Genomic DNA, 16334 nt, shown 5'->3' with positions numbered 1-16334 from the left:
AAATTTGTAATAAAAATGTATTTGTTTTCAATAAGTTAACCTGTGTGCAAAAAAGAAATGAATGATTTCAATGAACTACAGTACTGCCTAAAAAGTGAGCATTTATGATTTTCCTCTCGTTATCAACGAAAAGTGTCGCTTAGACAAAAGATATCTCCACAGTTATCCACAGGATCGGTGGATTTGTTAGAGGTTGAAATGTGAGCTTGAACGTTGCAGCCGGAGGCAGGGAATCATATCTCTGGTAACATGACTGATTCCCCCCCTTTTGAGCCGCCAGTACCAGAAACCGGCTACGGTGTTGTCCTGGGATATCTGAAGACGTTGGATGGGTCTCCCGGCGTGTATCGGATGCTCGATGCCGAGAACCGGGTGCTCTATGTGGGCAAGGCCCGCAATCTGCGGGCACGGGTGTCGAACTACAGCCGCCCAGGCAATAGCCCTCGGATTGAGCGGATGATCGCACTGACCAGTTCGATGATGTTCCTGACCACAAGAACTGAGACCGAGGCGCTGCTGCTGGAGCAGAACCTGATCAAGCAGTTAAAACCGAAATACAATGTGTTGTTGCGCGATGACAAAAGTTTCCCGAACATCCTGTTGGGCAAAACGCATGATTATCCGCAGATCAAGAAGCACCGCGGCGCGCGTAAGGAAAAGGGCAGCTATTTCGGACCCTTTGCCAGCGCCGGGGCGGTGAACCGAACCCTGAACCAACTGCAAAAGGCATTCCTGCTGCGCAACTGCTCGGATTCGATGTTCGAAAGCCGCACGCGACCTTGTCTGCAACACCAGATCAAGCGCTGCTCGGCGCCATGTACCGGGGCAATCACCCGCGAGGACTACGCCGATAGTGTCAGTGATGCCGAACGCTTTCTGTCGGGCCGTTCGACCAAGGTGCAAGAGGATCTGGCGGCGCAGATGATGGCGGCCTCGGAGGCAATGGAGTTCGAACGTGCCGCTGCCCTGCGGGACCGGATCAAGGCGCTGACACAGGTGCAGACCGCCCAGGGCATCAACCCGCGCGGCGTGGCCGAGGCGGATATTATCGGGCTGCATATGGAAGGCGGTCAGGCCTGCGTGCAGGTCTTCTTTATTCGGGCCAACCAGAACTGGGGCAATCAGGACTTCTACCCGCGCATCGGTGCGGACGTTAGCCCGGCCGAGGTGATGGAAGCCTTTATCGGCCAGTTCTACGACAACAAAGAGCCCCCCCGGCAATTGATTCTGTCGGACGGTATCGAAAACGACGACCTGATGGTCGAAGCGCTAAGTGGCAAGGTCACTTATAAAGTCGAAATCATAGTTCCACAGCGCGGCGAAAAGGCTGAACTGATTGCCTTCGCAGTCCGCAATGCCCGCGAATCTTTGGCGCGCCGCATGTCCGAGAGCGCCACCCAGGCCAAGCTGTTGCGGGGGCTGGCCGAGGCCTTTGATCTCGACGGTCCTCCCAAGCGGATCGAGGTCTATGATAACTCGCACATTCAAGGCACCAATGCGGTCGGCGGTATGATCGTGGCCGGGCCCGAAGGTTTCATGAAAAATGCCTACCGCAAATTCAACATCAAAGGCGATGACCTGACGCCGGGCGATGACTTTGGCATGATGAAGGAGGTGCTGCACCGCCGGTTTTCACGCCTGCAGAAAGAAGACCCGGACCGCAGTAAGGGGCACTGGCCGGATCTGCTGTTGATCGACGGCGGGGCCGGCCAGGTCTCGGCGGTGGCACAGATTATGGCAGAGCACAGCGTCGATGACATTCCAATGGTGGGGGTGGCCAAAGGTGTCGACCGTGACCACGGCAAGGAAGAGTTCCACCGCATGGGGCAGCGCCCCTTTGCTCTGCAACGCAACGATCCGGTCCTGTATTTTGTTCAACGCATGCGCGACGAGGTGCACCGGTTTGCGATTGGCACCCACCGCGCCAAACGCGCCAAGGCGATCAGTGCAACACCATTGGACGACGTGCCAGGTGTCGGGGCCAGCCGTAAGCGAGCGCTACTGGCGCATTTCGGCAGCGCCAAGGCAGTAAGCCGTGCCAACTTATCGGACCTCAAAGTGGTTGATGGCGTTTCTGCAGCACTGGCGCAGCGCATTTATGACTATTTCCAGGACAAATGACGAAGAAGATGGAAATGTCTTGCACTGATTCTTCATTCATCTGGCTAAAAATATCCCCGCCGGAGGCATCTGCCCGGCACGGGCAGATTTTGCCAGCATCGGCTTTCCACCCGGGCGCGGGCAAGTTAAGGTCCGCTCTATGATATGGACTTTACCTAATATTCTTACTCTGCTTCGTCTGGTGGCCGCTCCCGGTCTTGCTGTGATGTTCCTGTATTTCAGCCGTCCCTATGCGGATTGGTTTGCGTTGATGCTGTTTGTCATCGCTGCCCTGACCGATTGGGTTGATGGCTATATTGCGCGGACCTGGAAACAGGAAACCAAACTTGGAGCAATGCTGGACCCGATCGCTGACAAAGCGATGGTGGTGATTGCCCTGATGGTGATCGTTGGCTATTCCTCCATGTCGCCTTGGTTGGTGCTGCCTGCCACCTTTATTTTATTTCGCGAGGTCTTTGTCTCGGGGCTGCGCGAATTTTTGGGCGATACCGCCGGTACGCTGAAAGTCACCCAGCTGGCAAAATGGAAAACCACGGCTCAGATGGTCGCGATTGCGGTGCTGTTTGCCCAGGGTGTTTTCGAGCATTACCTGGGTATGTCGGTCTGGGGGATGGATCAATTGTTTGTTGACCAGATCATGTTGGGTGAAATCGAAGATTTGCAAGGTATCCGCTGGAAGTTTGAAGCCATGGTTTGGACGGGACGTGTGGGGCTGTGGCTGCTGTGGGTCGCGGCAGCACTGACCCTGATCACCGGGGCTGATTACCTGCGCAAGGCCTTCCCGTTTCTAAAGGAAAACACCTGATGGACATCCTCTATTTCGCCTGGGTTCGCGAACGTATCGGGGTGCCGCGTGAACGGATTGAATCCAGCGCCGTCACTGTTGCGGGACTGGTCGAAGAGCTGCGCACCCGTGAGGATCGCTATGCAGCTGCTTTTGCGGATCTGTCCGCCCTGAGGGTTGCGCTGGATCAAGAGTTAAGCGATTTCGATGCACCGTTGGACGGCGTTCGCGAGGTGGCGTTCTTTCCTCCGATGACCGGGGGCTGATCTTATGCGGGTATCGGTGCAGGAAGACCGGTTTGAATTGGGAGTTGAGGCCGAAGCTTTCGCTCAAGCCAACAACAAGTCCGGCGCCATTGTTACCTTTACTGGCATCGTGCGGGACGCGGATCAGGGCGGGTTGGTGGCGATGGAGATCGAACACTATCCAGGCATGACCCTCAGGGCGTTGACGGATATCGCACAGTCAGCAATGGACCGCTGGTCGCTGGGTGACGCACTGGTCATTCATCGGTATGGCCGTTTGGCACCGGGGGAACAGATCATGATGGTCGCCACCGCCTCGCGCCATCGCAAAGATGCGTTTGAGGCGGCTGAGTTTTTGATGGATTATCTTAAGTCCCGTGCGCCGTTCTGGAAGAAAGAGATCTTGGCCGACGGGGCGGAAGACTGGGTTGCGTCCAAGGATGAGGATGAGACTGCACTGACACGCTGGTAGCGGCTCCCGTCCGTCGTACGATCATGTCATGATCTTCTTCCGTTGGGCCGGGCGCGCGGGCTGTGCCCGCGCGATGGCGCCGACTTCCGGAGCGGTGAGGCCCGCCAACCGCTCGGCTGGGTCTGGCGTTTGGATGAAAGTCACCGGATTTTTCTTCACTGTCATCGGGCTGTATCCAATGGCCGCCTTTGGGAGCCGAGTTGGGATCGGCTCCTTTTCTGGATCGTTAAAATTAAATTTGGACTGACCAATGTCCGCCATAATCCGGACGCGCAGGGGAGGAGCGCCTGCCGCCTGGCCACATACAGCGAACAGGGCTTGAATTCGATGGTCTCACGAGCTAAGTCCAACGCTGATTGTTAGCAGAGAGAACCAGTCAAATGGCCACCATTAATCCAGTTCAGTTCATCCAGCAGGTTCGTGCCGAGGTCTCCAAAATTGTCTGGCCGACCCGTCGTGAAGTTCTGCTGACCACCGTTATGGTCTTTATCATGGCATCCCTGACGGCCGTCTTTTTTGCGCTGGTCGATGTGCTTATCCGCTTTGGGCTGGCTGGCGTGTTGGATATGTTCAAGTAAGCCTTACTGACGGGGCGTCGATGCCCTGTCGAAAAGGTGGTGCGGCTCTTGATCTCGTCTCGATTGGCGGGTAGGTGGGCCGTAACTTTGGCAAAGGCGTGCGGCGAATCGTGTTGCGCGCCGATTTTTGTTAAGGCGCAGCCCGCGGCTGCAAAGAAATTTAGGCGACGGCAAGGCAATGGTGCCAACCCGGCAGGACAAGGACGATCAGGTTCATGGCGAAACGGTGGTATACGGTCAGCGTGCTTTCGAACTTCGAAAAGAAGATCGCAGAACAGATCCGCACGACAGCCGAGGAAACTGGCTTGGATGCTGACATCGATGAAGTGTTGGTGCCCACCGAAGAAGTGATCGAGGTGCGTCGCGGTAAGAAAGTGACCACTGAACGTCGCTTCATGCCGGGCTATGTCTTGGTGCACATGGAAATGAGCGATCACGGCTATCACCTGATCAACTCGATCAACCGGGTGACCGGTTTTCTGGGCCCGCAGGGTCGCCCGATGCCGATGCGCGATGCCGAAGTGAACCAGATTCTGAACCGGGTGCAAGAAGGCGAAGACGCGCCTCGCACACTGATCCACTTTGAAGTGGGTGAGAAGGTCAAGGTCAACGAAGGTCCGTTCGAAGATTTCGACGGCATGGTTGAAGAAGTTGATGAAGACAACCAGCGCCTTAAGGTGACGGTGTCGATCTTTGGCCGGGAAACTCCGGTCGAATTGGAATTCACTCAGGTCACCAAACAGGTCTGAGTGGTCGGTGCGTGCTAGCACGCACCATACGCCCGGGTAACCGGGTTCATTCGTGGGAGGTGAGGGCGCGCGCGTCGGATCTGTACCACGCTTACCAAGGCACCAGAACGCGTTCTGGATGTATAGGGTGTGTGCTTGCATACACCGATGATAAAGGAGAAGGCTTATGGCCAAGAAGCTCGCAGGCAAAATGAAGCTGCAAGTTCCCGCCGGCAAGGCAAACCCGTCGCCACCAGTTGGTCCGGCGTTGGGTCAGCGCGGCATTAACATCATGGAATTCTGTAAGGCGTTCAACGCTAAGACTGCAGATCTGGAGCCCGGTGCGCCGTGCCCAACCGTGATCACCTACTATCAGGACAAGTCCTTCACTATGGACATCAAGACGCCTCCTGCGTCCTACTTCCTGAAAAAGGCTGCCAACGTGAAATCCGGTGCAAAAACACCATCGCGTGAAACCGTCGGCACTGTGACCGCGGCTCAGGTGAAAGAGATCGCTGAAGCCAAGATGAAAGATCTGAACGCCAACGACATCGAAGGCGCTATGCAGATCATCCTGGGCTCTGCCCGCTCTATGGGCATCGAGGTGAAGTAAGATGGCTAAGCTTGGAAAACGTACCCGCGCAGCGCGCGAAGCTTTCGCTGGCAAAGTAAATGTGTCGGTTGAAGATGCTGTTGCTCTGATCAAGAGCAATGCCAATGCCAAGTTCGATGAAACCATCGAAATCGCAATGAACCTTGGCGTTGACACGCGCCACGCTGACCAGATGGTTCGCGGTGTTATCGGCCTGCCAAATGGCACCGGTAAATCCATGCGCGTTGCTGTTTTTGCACGTGGCGCCAAGGCTGATGAAGCCAAGGCTGCTGGCGCAGACATCATCGGCGCAGAAGACCTGATGGAAACCATCCAGGGCGGCACCATCGATTTCGATCGTTGCATTGCGACACCTGACATGATGCCTATCGTTGGTCGTCTGGGTAAAGTTCTGGGCCCGCGTAACCTGATGCCGAACCCAAAAGTCGGCACTGTAACTATGGATGTGAAAGCAGCCGTAGAAGCAGCCAAGGGTGGCGAAGTTCAGTTCAAAGCTGAAAAAGGTGGTGTTGTCCACGCCGGTATCGGCAAAGCATCGTTCGATGCGGCCAAACTGGCTGAAAACATCCGCGCATTCGTGTCGGCCGTGGCTAAAGCCCGTCCATCGGGTGCCAAGGGTGCTTACATGACCAAAATCGCACTGTCCTCGACCATGGGTCCGAGCGTCACTGTCGAAATTGATAACGCTGCTGCCGAATAATTCGGCTGACGCGACAAGAATTGGGCTCGGAGTTGCTGCTGCAAGTTCGGGCCCTTTTCATTGGTATGCCTGGGTTGGATGAAGATTGTGACATGCCGCAGCGTTCGAATTGAATTTTGCGCTTGGAAACCCCCTAAAATCCTCTTAGGAATGACCTCGAAGTGAAGCGTACGATTCGTCGTGCGCTTCACTTCGTTTCGTCCAAGATGGTGGGTGGCCCTAAATTGGGGTCTTAATTTCCCTCCTGAGACGGGAAAGACAAAAAAGATCGAGGATTTTCAACACCTCGGGCGATTTTTGGCTCACCCCGTAAATACGGACCTGAACGCTGGGTTTTTCGAAACCTTGCAAAATTGAGCCGGGATGTCTGACATCCCAAACTTGGAGAGAACTGTGGATAGAGCCCAGAAAGAGAAATTGGTCGAGGAACTCGGCCAGATCTTCGAAAGCTCTGGCGTTGTTGTGGTATCACACTACGTCGGTCTGACAGTTGCTGATATGCAAGATCTGCGTGCTCGTGCGAGCGAAGCGGGTGGATCTGTGCGTGTTGCCAAAAACAGGCTCGCCAAAATCGCCCTCGAGGGAAAGTCATGTGAAAGCATTTCTAACCTGCTGACAGGGATGACTGTTCTAACCTATTCTGAGGATCCTGTGGCAGCTGCCAAGGTTGCTCAGGAATTCGCCAAGGAGAACAAAAAGTTCGTAATCCTTGGTGGTGCAATGGGTGAGAATGCTCTGGACGTTGCTGGCGTTGAAGCCGTGTCGAAAATGCCTTCCCGCGAGGAGCTTATTGCTTCCATCGTTGGCTGCATCGGCGCACCTGCTTCGAACATCGCTGGCGCAATTGGCGCACCTGCAAGCAATATCGCAAGCATCCTTTCGACCATCGAAGAGAAGGCGGAAGCTGCGTAAGCGGTTGGCACTGAATGACCGATGTGGGGCATGTGCCCTGGCGTTGGAAAAAACACACTGATTAACGGAAAGAGCTGATAAAATGGCTGATCTGAAAGCACTCGCAGAAAGCATCGTGGGCCTGACCCTGCTGGAAGCACAAGAACTGAAAACCATCCTCAAGGATGAGTACGGCATCGAGCCCGCCGCTGGTGGCGCCGTTGTTATGGCTGCAGCTGGCGACGCTGGTGCAGCTGAAGAAGAAAAGACTGAATTCGACGTTGTGCTGAAAAGCGCAGGCGCTTCGAAGATCAACGTGATCAAAGAAGTTCGCGCGATCACCGGTCTGGGCCTGAAAGAAGCTAAGACTCTGGTCGAAGCTAACGGCAAAGTCAAAGAAGCTGTGTCCAAGGACGAAGCTGACGACATCAAAGGCAAGCTGGAAGCAGCTGGCGCCGAAGTCGAAGTGGTCTAAGTCACCGCTTCAGAGAGGTTGGACCGACGTCCCTAGTGGTGTCTGTTCATACTCTCGGAAATTTGGCTGGGCCCGGAAATTCCGGGTCCAGCCGAACCTGTCTTAGCAAGGACCTGATCGTGTCAGGTGTTTTCTAAGGCGAGGTTATATGGATCGGGAGGCCGCCATTCGGGACGGTGGCCATGAATTGATCCGACAGCGCTGTCTCGTATGGGCAAGGAACCGGAACCCGGCGGCATCCTTGACCGGTGAGAATTTGAAAAGGTGACATCTGACATGGCTCAATCGTTCCTTGGCCAGAAACGTCTTCGTACATACTACGGCAAAATCCGCGAAGTTCTGGAGATGCCGAACCTCATTGAGGTGCAGAAATCTTCTTATGATCTTTTCTTGCGCTCTGGCGATGAACCCCAGCCGTTGGACGGCGAAGGCATCAAAGGTGTGTTCCAGTCGGTATTTCCGATCAAGGATTTCAACGAAACTTCCATTCTGGAATTCGTGAAATACGATCTTGAGAAGCCCAAGTACGACGTCGAAGAATGTATGCAGCGCGACATGACCTATGCGGCTCCGCTGAAGGTCACCCTGCGTCTTATCGTGTTTGATATCGATGAAGATACCGGTGCAAAATCGGTCAAGGACATCAAAGAACAGGACGTGTTCATGGGCGACATGCCCCTGATGACACCGAATGGTACTTTTGTCGTCAACGGCACCGAGCGCGTTATCGTATCCCAGATGCACCGTTCGCCTGGTGTGTTCTTTGATCACGACAAAGGCAAAACCCACTCTTCGGGTAAACTGTTGTTTGCTTGCCGCATTATCCCGTATCGCGGCTCGTGGCTGGACTTTGAGTTCGACGCCAAGGACATCGTCTTTGCCCGTATCGACCGTCGCCGCAAACTGCCTGTGACCACCCTGCTGTATGCTCTGGGTCTGGACCAGGAAGGCATCATGGATGCCTATTACGAAACCGTCAGCTACACCCTGGAGCAGGGCCGTGGTTGGGTTACCCCGTTCTTCCCCGAGCGTGTCCGCGGTACCCGTCCGACCTATGATCTGGTTGATGCCAAGACTGGCGAAATCATTGCCGAAGCTGGTAAGAAAATCACCCCGCGCGCAGCCAAAAAGCTGATCGACGAGGGCGCAGTTTCCGATCTGCTGGTTCCGTTTGATCACATCCTGGGCAAATTTGTTGCCAAGGATATCATCAACGAAGAGAACGGTGCCATCTATGTCGAGGCCGGCGACGAGCTGACCATGGAATACGACAAGGCTGGTGAACTCATTGGTGGGTCCCTCAAGGACCTGATGGATGCGGGCATCACCGAGATCCCCGTACTGGACATCGACAACATCAATGTCGGTCCTTACATGCGCAACACTATGGCGGCAGACAAGAACATGGGTCGCGACACCGCGCTTATGGACATCTACCGCGTTATGCGTCCGGGTGAGCCACCCACCGTCGAAGCCGCTTCGGCGCTGTTCAACACATTGTTCTTTGACAGCGAACGTTATGATCTGTCGGCTGTTGGCCGGGTGAAGATGAACATGCGTCTTGCTCTGGACGCGGACGACACTGAGCGGACGCTGCGCAAGGAAGACATCATTTCCTGCATCAAAGCGCTGGTTGACTTGCGCGATGGTCGCGGCGGTGTCGACGACATTGACCACCTCGGCAACCGTCGTGTGCGGTCCGTTGGCGAGCTGATGGAAAACCAGTACCGTGTTGGTTTGCTGCGTATGGAGCGTGCCATCAAAGAGCGCATGTCGAGCGTCGAAATCGACACTGTTATGCCGCAGGACCTGATCAACGCCAAACCGGCTGCTGCCGCTGTGCGTGAATTCTTTGGTTCCTCGCAGCTGTCGCAGTTCATGGACCAAACCAACCCACTGTCCGAAGTGACACACAAACGCCGTCTCTCGGCGCTTGGCCCTGGCGGTTTGACCCGCGAGCGTGCTGGCTTTGAAGTGCGTGACGTTCACCCGACCCACTATGGTCGGATGTGCCCGATTGAAACGCCTGAAGGCCCGAACATTGGTCTGATCAACTCGCTGGCCACTTATGCCCGCGTGAACAAATACGGCTTCATCGAAACACCTTATCGTGTGGTAACCGACGGTCACGTGACCGACGAAGTTCACTACATGTCAGCAACCGAAGAAATGCGTCACACTGTGGCGCAGGCCAACGCGACGCTGGACGAGAACGGTAACTTCATCAACGAGCTGGTCTCGACCCGTCAGTCGGGCGACTACACACTGGCGCAACGTGAAAACGTTGACCTGATCGATGTGTCGCCCAAGCAGCTGGTCTCGGTTGCGGCCTCGCTGATCCCGTTCCTCGAAAACGACGATGCGAACCGGGCCCTGATGGGTTCGAACATGATGCGTCAGGCGGTTCCGCTGCTGCGTGCCGAGGCTCCGCTGGTCGGAACCGGTATCGAAGAAGTTGTGGCCCGTGACTCTGGTGCTGCATACATGGCGAAACGCGCCGGTATCGTTGACCAGGTCGACGCCCAGCGTATCGTTATTCGTGCAACTGCTGATCTGGAACTTGGTGACGCAGGCGTTGATATTTATCGCATGCGCAAATTCCAGCGCTCAAACCAGAACACCTGCATCAACCAGCGTCCGCTGGTGAAGGTAGGCGACACAGTGATCAAAGGCGAAGTTATCGCCGATGGTCCGTCGACTGATCTGGGCGAACTGGCCTTGGGTAAAAACGTGGTCGTCGCGTTTATGCCTTGGAATGGTTACAACTACGAAGACTCCATCCTGATCTCCGAGCGTATCGCGCGGGACGACGTGTTCACTTCGGTTCATATCGAAGAGTTCGAAGTCGCCGCCCGTGACACCAAGCTTGGCCCAGAAGAAATCACCCGTGATATTCCGAACGTCGGCGAGGAAGCTCTGCGCAACCTCGACGAAGCGGGTATCGTTTACATCGGTGCCGATGTAGAACCGGGCGACATTCTGGTTGGTAAGATCACCCCCAAGGGCGAAAGCCCGATGACGCCAGAAGAAAAACTGCTGCGCGCCATCTTTGGTGAAAAAGCCTCGGACGTTCGCGATACCTCGCTGCGTGTGAAGCCGGGTGATTTTGGCACGATCGTCGAAGTGCGCGTCTTTAACCGCCACGGTGTGGAAAAAGACGAACGTGCGATCCAGATCGAGCGTGAAGAAGTTGAACGCCTGGCCCGTGACCGTGACGATGAGCTGACAATCCTGGATCGCAACATCTATGCCCGTCTCAAGGGTATGGTTCTGGATCAGGTCGCCGTCAAAGGCCCACGTGGTATTCGCGGTGGCACTGTGATCACCGAGGACATGTTGACCTCGATGATCCGCAGTCAGTGGTGGATGCTGGCCCTGGAAGACGAGCAGGGCGCTCAGGCTGTTGAAGCCCTGAACGAGCAATACGAAGTGCAAAAGCGCGCTTTGGATGCCCGTTTTGAGGACAAGGTCGAGAAAGTCCGTCGTGGCGACGATCTGCCGCCAGGTGTGATGAAGATGGTCAAAGTCTTCATCGCGGTGAAGCGTAAGCTGCAGCCGGGTGATAAGATGGCCGGTCGTCACGGGAACAAGGGTGTTATTTCCAAGGTTGTACCGATGGAAGACATGCCGTTCCTGGCCGATGGTACGCCAGTTGACTTCTGTCTGAACCCACTGGGTGTGCCGTCGCGTATGAACGTTGGTCAGATCCTTGAAACTCACATGGGTTGGGCCGCACGTGGTCTGGGTATCAATATCGACGAAGCGCTGGGTGAATACCGCCGTTCCGGCGATCTGACCCCGGTTCGTGACGCGATGAAGCATGCTTATGGCGATGCCGTTTATGCTGATGGTCTGGTTGATATGACTGAGGCCGAGCTGGTCGAGGCTGCGGGTAACGTGACCAGTGGTGTTCCGATTGCGACACCGGTCTTTGACGGTGCCAAAGAGGCAGACGTCAACGATGCTCTGGTACGTGCTGGCTTCTCTGAAAGCGGTCAGTCGATCCTGTTTGATGGTCGCACAGGCGAGCAGTTTGCCCGCCCTGTTACCGTCGGCATGAAGTACCTGCTGAAACTGCACCACCTGGTGGACGACAAAATCCACGCGCGTTCAACCGGACCATACTCGCTTGTTACTCAGCAGCCGCTGGGTGGTAAGGCGCAGTTCGGTGGTCAGCGCTTTGGGGAAATGGAAGTCTGGGCTCTCGAAGCTTACGGCGCCGCCTACACCCTGCAGGAAATGCTGACAGTCAAGTCGGATGACGTGGCAGGCCGGACCAAGGTCTATGAAAGCATCGTCAAGGGTGAGGATAACTACGAAGCAGGCGTCCCAGAATCGTTCAACGTTCTGGTGAAAGAAGTTCGTGGCCTTGGCCTGAATATGGAACTCCTGGATGCGGAGGAAGAGTAGGGGCGGTCTCGCCCCACACTCATCCCATCCCAATTTGTAAGGACGCAAAATGAACCAGGAACTGACGAACAACCCGTTCAATCCGCTGACACCGCCTAAGGTGTTCGACGAGATCAAAGTCTCGCTGGCCTCGCCAGAGCGGATCCTGTCGTGGTCGTATGGCGAAATCAAAAAGCCAGAAACCATCAACTACCGTACGTTCAAGCCTGAGCGTGACGGCCTGTTCTGCGCACGTATCTTTGGCCCGATCAAAGATTACGAATGCCTGTGCGGAAAATATAAGCGCATGAAATATCGCGGCGTTGTCTGCGAAAAATGTGGTGTTGAAGTTACGCTTCAGAAAGTACGCCGCGAGCGTATGGGCCACATCGAGCTGGCCTCGCCAGTTGCGCACATCTGGTTCCTCAAGTCGTTGCCATCGCGCATCGGCCTGATGCTGGATATGACTCTGCGTGATCTGGAGCGGGTTCTCTACTTTGAGAACTACGTTGTGATCGAACCTGGTCTGACCGATCTGACCTATGGCCAGATGATGACCGAAGAAGAGTTCATGGACGCGCAAGATGCCTATGGCATGGATGCTTTCACCGCCAACATCGGCGCTGAAGCGATCCGTGAAATGCTGGCTGCGATCGATCTGGAATCCGAAGCTGACCAGCTGCGTGCCGATCTGGCCGAAGCCACTGGTGAGTTGAAGCCCAAGAAGATCATCAAGCGTCTGAAAGTTGTTGAATCCTTCCTCGAGTCGGGCAACCGCCCTGAGTGGATGGTTCTGACCGTGATTCCGGTAATTCCGCCAGAACTGCGCCCACTGGTGCCTCTGGATGGTGGTCGTTTCGCGACCTCGGATCTGAACGATCTGTATCGCCGCGTGATCAACCGGAACAACCGTCTGAAGCGTCTGATCGAATTGCGCGCACCTGACATCATCGTCCGCAACGAAAAGCGGATGCTGCAGGAATCTGTGGATGCGCTGTTCGACAACGGCCGTCGTGGTCGCGTAATCACTGGCGCCAACAAGCGTCCGCTGAAATCGCTGTCCGACATGCTGAAGGGTAAGCAAGGTCGCTTCCGTCAAAACCTTTTGGGTAAGCGCGTCGACTTCTCGGGTCGTTCGGTCATTGTGACTGGCCCGGAATTGAAGCTGCACCAATGTGGTCTGCCGAAAAAGATGGCGCTCGAACTGTTCAAGCCGTTCATCTACTCGCGTCTCGAGGCCAAGGGTCTGTCTTCCACTGTGAAGCAAGCCAAGAAGCTGGTTGAAAAAGAGCGTCCCGAAGTTTGGGATATCCTGGATGAAGTGATCCGCGAACACCCTGTCATGCTGAACCGTGCGCCAACACTGCACCGTCTTGGTATTCAGGCGTTTGAACCCACGCTGATCGAAGGTAAAGCCATCCAGCTGCACCCGCTGGTCTGCTCGGCGTTCAACGCTGACTTTGATGGTGACCAGATGGCGGTCCACGTTCCACTGAGCCTTGAGGCCCAGCTGGAAGCACGTGTTCTGATGATGTCGACCAACAACGTTCTGTCGCCTGCAAACGGCGCGCCGATCATTGTTCCGTCGCAGGATATGATCCTGGGTCTGTACTATGTGACCCTGGAACGTGAAGGCATGCCGGGCGAAGGGTCGGTGTTTGCATCGCTGGAGGAAGTGCAGCACGCACTGGACGCCAAGCAAATTCACCTGCACACCAAGATCACCGCGCGGGTCATGCAGATCGACGAGGAAGGTAACGAAGTTTACGAACGCTTTGAAACCACTCCGGGTCGTATGTTGCTGGGCGATCTATTGCCCAAGAACGCCAAGGCCCCATTCCACCTGGTCAACCGTCTGCTGCGTAAGAAAGAAGTGCAGACCGTCATTGACACTGTCTACCGTTACTGCGGTCAGAAAGAGTCGGTTATCTTCTGTGACCAGATCATGACGATGGGCTTCCGCGAAGCGTTCAAGGCCGGTATTTCGTTTGGTAAAGACGACATGCTGATCCCAGACACCAAGTGGCCGCTGGTTAATGAAACCCGCGACATGGTGAAGGATTTTGAACAGCAGTACATGGACGGCCTGATCACTCAGGGTGAAAAGTACAACAAAGTTGTTGATGCCTGGGCCAAGTGTAACGACAAAGTCACCGAAGCGATGATGGGCGCCATTTCGGCCTCCAAACGCGACGAGGCTGGCGCTGAAATGGAGCCGAACTCGGTTTACATGATGGCTCACTCCGGTGCGCGTGGTTCGGTTACTCAGATGAAACAGCTGGGCGGTATGCGCGGTCTGATGGCCAAGCCAAACGGTGACATCATCGAGACACCGATCATCTCGAACTTTAAAGAAGGTCTGTCCGTTCTGGAGTACTTCAACTCCACCCACGGTGCCCGTAAGGGTCTGTCGGATACTGCTTTGAAAACGGCGAACTCGGGTTACCTGACCCGTCGTCTGGTTGATGTGGCACAGGATTGTATCGTTCGCGATCACGACTGCGGCACTGATATGGCGATCACTGCGGTGGCGGCTGTCAATGATGGTGAAGTTGTTGCAACTCTGGGCGAACGTGTCCTGGGTCGTGTTGCAGCTGAAGACATCAAAAAGCCAGGCACCGACGATGTACTGGTGGCCCATGGCCAGCTGATCGACGAACGTATGGCTGACTCGATCGAAGAGGCTGGTGTTCGGTCTGCTCGTCTTCGTAGCCCGCTGACTTGTGAGGCCGAAGAAGGCGTCTGCGTCATGTGCTACGGTCGTGACTTGGCGCGCGGCACCATGGTGAACACTGGCGAAGCTGTCGGTATCATCGCGGCGCAGTCGATTGGTGAACCTGGTACACAGCTGACAATGCGGACCTTCCACATTGGTGGTGTTGCGCAGGCTGGTCAGCAGTCGTTCCAGGAAGCGGCAGTCGATGGTAAGATCGTCTTTGAAAACGCGCAGACCCTGACCAACGCCAGTGGCGAAGTCATGGTTCTGGGTCGTAGCATGAAGATGATCGTCCAGGATGAGCATGGTGAGGATCGGGCCAACCACAAGCTGGCCTATGGTTCCAAACTGTTTGTATCCGAAGGTCAGCAAGTGGCCCGCGGTGACAAACTGTACGAATGGGATCCCTACACTCTGCCAATCCTTGCTGAAAAGGCAGGTACTATTAAGTATGTCGATCTGGCGAACGGTATCGCACTGCGCGAAGAAACCGATGAAGCCACTGGTATGACACAGAAGATCGTCATCGACTGGCGCACTGCCCCCAAGGGCAGCGAGCTGAAGCCGGAACTTATTCTGGTTGATAAAGATGGCGAACCTGTCCGCAACGATCTGGGTCACCCAGTTCACTACGGTATGTCGGTTGACGCGGTTCTGTCGGTCGAAGACGGGGACGAAATCCAGGCTGGTGACGTTATTGCGCGTATCCCGCGTGAAGGCGCCAAGACCAAGGATATTACCGGTGGTCTGCCACGGGTTGCGGAACTGTTCGAAGCACGTCGTCCCAAGGATCACGCAATCATCGCCGAAATCGATGGCTACGTGCGCTTTGGCCGCGACTACAAGAACAAGCGTCGCGTCTCGATCGAGCCAGCGGATGAGTCAATGGAAACCGTGGAATACATGGTGCCCAAGGGCAAGCACATCCCGGTTCAAGAAGGTGACTTTATCGCTAAGGGTGAATACCTGATGGACGGTAACCCGGCTCCGCACGATATTCTTGCGGTTATGGGTGTCGAGGCACTGGCTGACTATATGATCGACGAAGTGCAGGATGTGTATCGTCTGCAGGGCGTGAAGATCAACGATAAGCACATCGAAGTTATCGTACGTCAGATGCTGCAAAAGTGGGAAGTTCTGGACAGCGGTGACACCACCCTGCTCAAGGGTGAACACGTCGACAAGCACGAGTTCGATCTGGCCTGTGCAAAAGCAGACTCCAAAGGTGGCCGTGCGGCCCGTGGCGAGCCGATCCTGCTTGGGATCACCAAAGCTTCGTTGCAGACCCGCTCGTTCATCTCGGCGGCATCGTTCCAGGAAACCACGCGGGTTCTGACCGAGGCTTCGGTACAGGGTAAGCGCGACAAACTGGTCGGTCTCAAAGAGAACGTCATCGTTGGCCGCTTGATCCCAGCCGGTACCGGTGGGGCCACGGATCGCGTGCGTAACATTGCTCAGGGCCGCGACAATGTCGTTCTCGAGGCGCGTCGCGAAGAGGCTGAAGCCGCTGCAGCTTTGGCCGCTCCGGTGATGGACGAAGATGTCATTGGTGGTGATGTGTTCGACAATCTGGTGGAAACTCCGGAAAGCCGCGATTGATCCGTTGATCATATGAATTGAAA

At 55.4% G+C, this 16334-nt stretch carries 13 protein-coding genes; 12 read left to right on the top strand and 1 reads right to left on the bottom strand.

Going from position 1 to position 16334, the window contains the following annotated elements:
- Positions 1–249 precede the first annotated feature (249 nt).
- The 4 genes from uvrC to EBB79_RS17700 all read left to right on the top strand — a co-directional run bounded on the left by uvrC (position 250) and on the right by EBB79_RS17700 (position 3622).
- A complete protein-coding gene (gene uvrC, locus EBB79_RS17715; protein ID WP_127750164.1) occupies positions 250–2121 on the top strand; it encodes an excinuclease ABC subunit UvrC in 1872 nt (623 codons plus the stop codon).
- Positions 2122–2260: 139 nt separating this feature from the next.
- On the top strand, positions 2261–2926 hold the full coding sequence (pgsA, locus tag EBB79_RS17710; RefSeq protein WP_127750163.1) for a CDP-diacylglycerol--glycerol-3-phosphate 3-phosphatidyltransferase: 666 nt from the start codon (positions 2261–2263) through the stop codon (positions 2924–2926).
- A complete protein-coding gene (moaD, locus tag EBB79_RS17705) occupies positions 2926–3171 on the top strand; it encodes a molybdopterin converting factor subunit 1 (RefSeq protein ID WP_127750162.1) in 246 nt (81 codons plus the stop codon). Before pgsA ends, moaD begins: the two co-directional genes overlap by 1 nt.
- A gap of 4 nt (positions 3172–3175) precedes the next feature.
- Entirely contained in the window at positions 3176–3622 is a 447-nt protein-coding gene (locus EBB79_RS17700; RefSeq protein WP_127750161.1) for a molybdenum cofactor biosynthesis protein MoaE, read from the top strand.
- 21 nt (positions 3623–3643) lie between these two features.
- Here the strand turns inward: EBB79_RS17700 and EBB79_RS24490 are convergent, their stop codons facing one another.
- A complete protein-coding gene (locus EBB79_RS24490) occupies positions 3644–3787 on the bottom strand; it encodes a hypothetical protein (RefSeq protein WP_164860841.1) in 144 nt (47 codons plus the stop codon).
- A gap of 215 nt (positions 3788–4002) precedes the next feature.
- Here EBB79_RS24490 and secE point away from each other — a divergent pair, with 215 nt between their 5' ends.
- The 8 genes from secE (at position 4003) to rpoC (ending at position 16311) form a co-directional block, all read left to right on the top strand.
- A complete protein-coding gene (gene secE, locus EBB79_RS17695) occupies positions 4003–4200 on the top strand; it encodes a preprotein translocase subunit SecE (RefSeq protein ID WP_127750160.1) in 198 nt (65 codons plus the stop codon).
- 215 nt (positions 4201–4415) lie between these two features.
- The gene (nusG, locus tag EBB79_RS17690; protein ID WP_127750159.1) at positions 4416–4949 is read left to right on the top strand and encodes a transcription termination/antitermination protein NusG; all 534 of its coding nucleotides are present in this window, start codon (positions 4416–4418) and stop codon (positions 4947–4949) included.
- 166 nt (positions 4950–5115) lie between these two features.
- Positions 5116–5541: a 50S ribosomal protein L11 gene (gene rplK / locus EBB79_RS17685; RefSeq protein WP_127750158.1), complete on the top strand. Its 426-nt coding sequence runs from the start codon at positions 5116–5118 to the stop codon at positions 5539–5541.
- Between the two features lies 1 nt (position 5542).
- Positions 5543–6241: a 50S ribosomal protein L1 gene (rplA, locus tag EBB79_RS17680; RefSeq protein WP_127750157.1), complete on the top strand. Its 699-nt coding sequence runs from the start codon at positions 5543–5545 to the stop codon at positions 6239–6241.
- A 393-nt stretch (positions 6242–6634) separates the two neighbouring features.
- Entirely contained in the window at positions 6635–7153 is a 519-nt protein-coding gene (gene rplJ / locus EBB79_RS17675) for a 50S ribosomal protein L10 (RefSeq protein WP_127751053.1), read from the top strand.
- An 82-nt stretch (positions 7154–7235) separates the two neighbouring features.
- Positions 7236–7607: a 50S ribosomal protein L7/L12 gene (rplL, locus tag EBB79_RS17670; RefSeq protein WP_127750156.1), complete on the top strand. Its 372-nt coding sequence runs from the start codon at positions 7236–7238 to the stop codon at positions 7605–7607.
- Positions 7608–7883: 276 nt separating this feature from the next.
- Positions 7884–12017 carry a DNA-directed RNA polymerase subunit beta gene (gene rpoB, locus EBB79_RS17665; protein ID WP_127750155.1) on the top strand — a complete coding sequence of 1378 codons (4134 nt, stop codon included), beginning with the start codon at positions 7884–7886 and terminating at the stop codon, positions 12015–12017.
- Positions 12018–12066: 49 nt separating this feature from the next.
- Complete coding sequence (gene rpoC / locus EBB79_RS17660) at positions 12067–16311, top strand: DNA-directed RNA polymerase subunit beta' (RefSeq protein ID WP_127750154.1); 4245 nt, start codon at positions 12067–12069, stop codon at positions 16309–16311.
- Positions 16312–16334: the final 23 nt, after the last annotated feature.

Source organism: Parasedimentitalea marina, from assembly GCF_004006175.1.
Classification (GTDB): Bacteria; Pseudomonadota; Alphaproteobacteria; order Rhodobacterales; family Rhodobacteraceae; genus Parasedimentitalea; species Parasedimentitalea marina.
The sequence above is the reverse complement of the archived record's forward strand: the minus strand, read 5'-3'. Positions and strand labels throughout refer to the sequence as shown.

Bases quoted from the DNA above. Each gene is read 5' to 3' on its own strand.
- secE (WP_127750160.1), top strand. From the start codon at position 4,003: ATGGCCACCATTAATCCAGTTCAGTTCATCCAGCAGGTTCGTGCCGAG.
- moaD (WP_127750162.1), top strand. From the start codon at position 2,926: ATGGACATCCTCTATTTCGCCTGGGTTCGCGAACGTATCGGGGTGCCG.
- rplA (WP_127750157.1), top strand. From the start codon at position 5,543: ATGGCTAAGCTTGGAAAACGTACCCGCGCAGCGCGCGAAGCTTTCGCT.
- rplL (WP_127750156.1), top strand. From the start codon at position 7,236: ATGGCTGATCTGAAAGCACTCGCAGAAAGCATCGTGGGCCTGACCCTG.
- EBB79_RS24490 (WP_164860841.1), bottom strand. From the start codon at position 3,787: ATGACAGTGAAGAAAAATCCGGTGACTTTCATCCAAACGCCAGACCCA.
- nusG (WP_127750159.1), top strand. From the start codon at position 4,416: ATGGCGAAACGGTGGTATACGGTCAGCGTGCTTTCGAACTTCGAAAAG.
- rpoC (WP_127750154.1), top strand. From the start codon at position 12,067: ATGAACCAGGAACTGACGAACAACCCGTTCAATCCGCTGACACCGCCT.
- rpoB (WP_127750155.1), top strand. From the start codon at position 7,884: ATGGCTCAATCGTTCCTTGGCCAGAAACGTCTTCGTACATACTACGGC.
- rplK (WP_127750158.1), top strand. From the start codon at position 5,116: ATGGCCAAGAAGCTCGCAGGCAAAATGAAGCTGCAAGTTCCCGCCGGC.
- uvrC (WP_127750164.1), top strand. From the start codon at position 250: ATGACTGATTCCCCCCCTTTTGAGCCGCCAGTACCAGAAACCGGCTAC.
- EBB79_RS17700 (WP_127750161.1), top strand. From the start codon at position 3,176: ATGCGGGTATCGGTGCAGGAAGACCGGTTTGAATTGGGAGTTGAGGCC.
- pgsA (WP_127750163.1), top strand. From the start codon at position 2,261: ATGATATGGACTTTACCTAATATTCTTACTCTGCTTCGTCTGGTGGCC.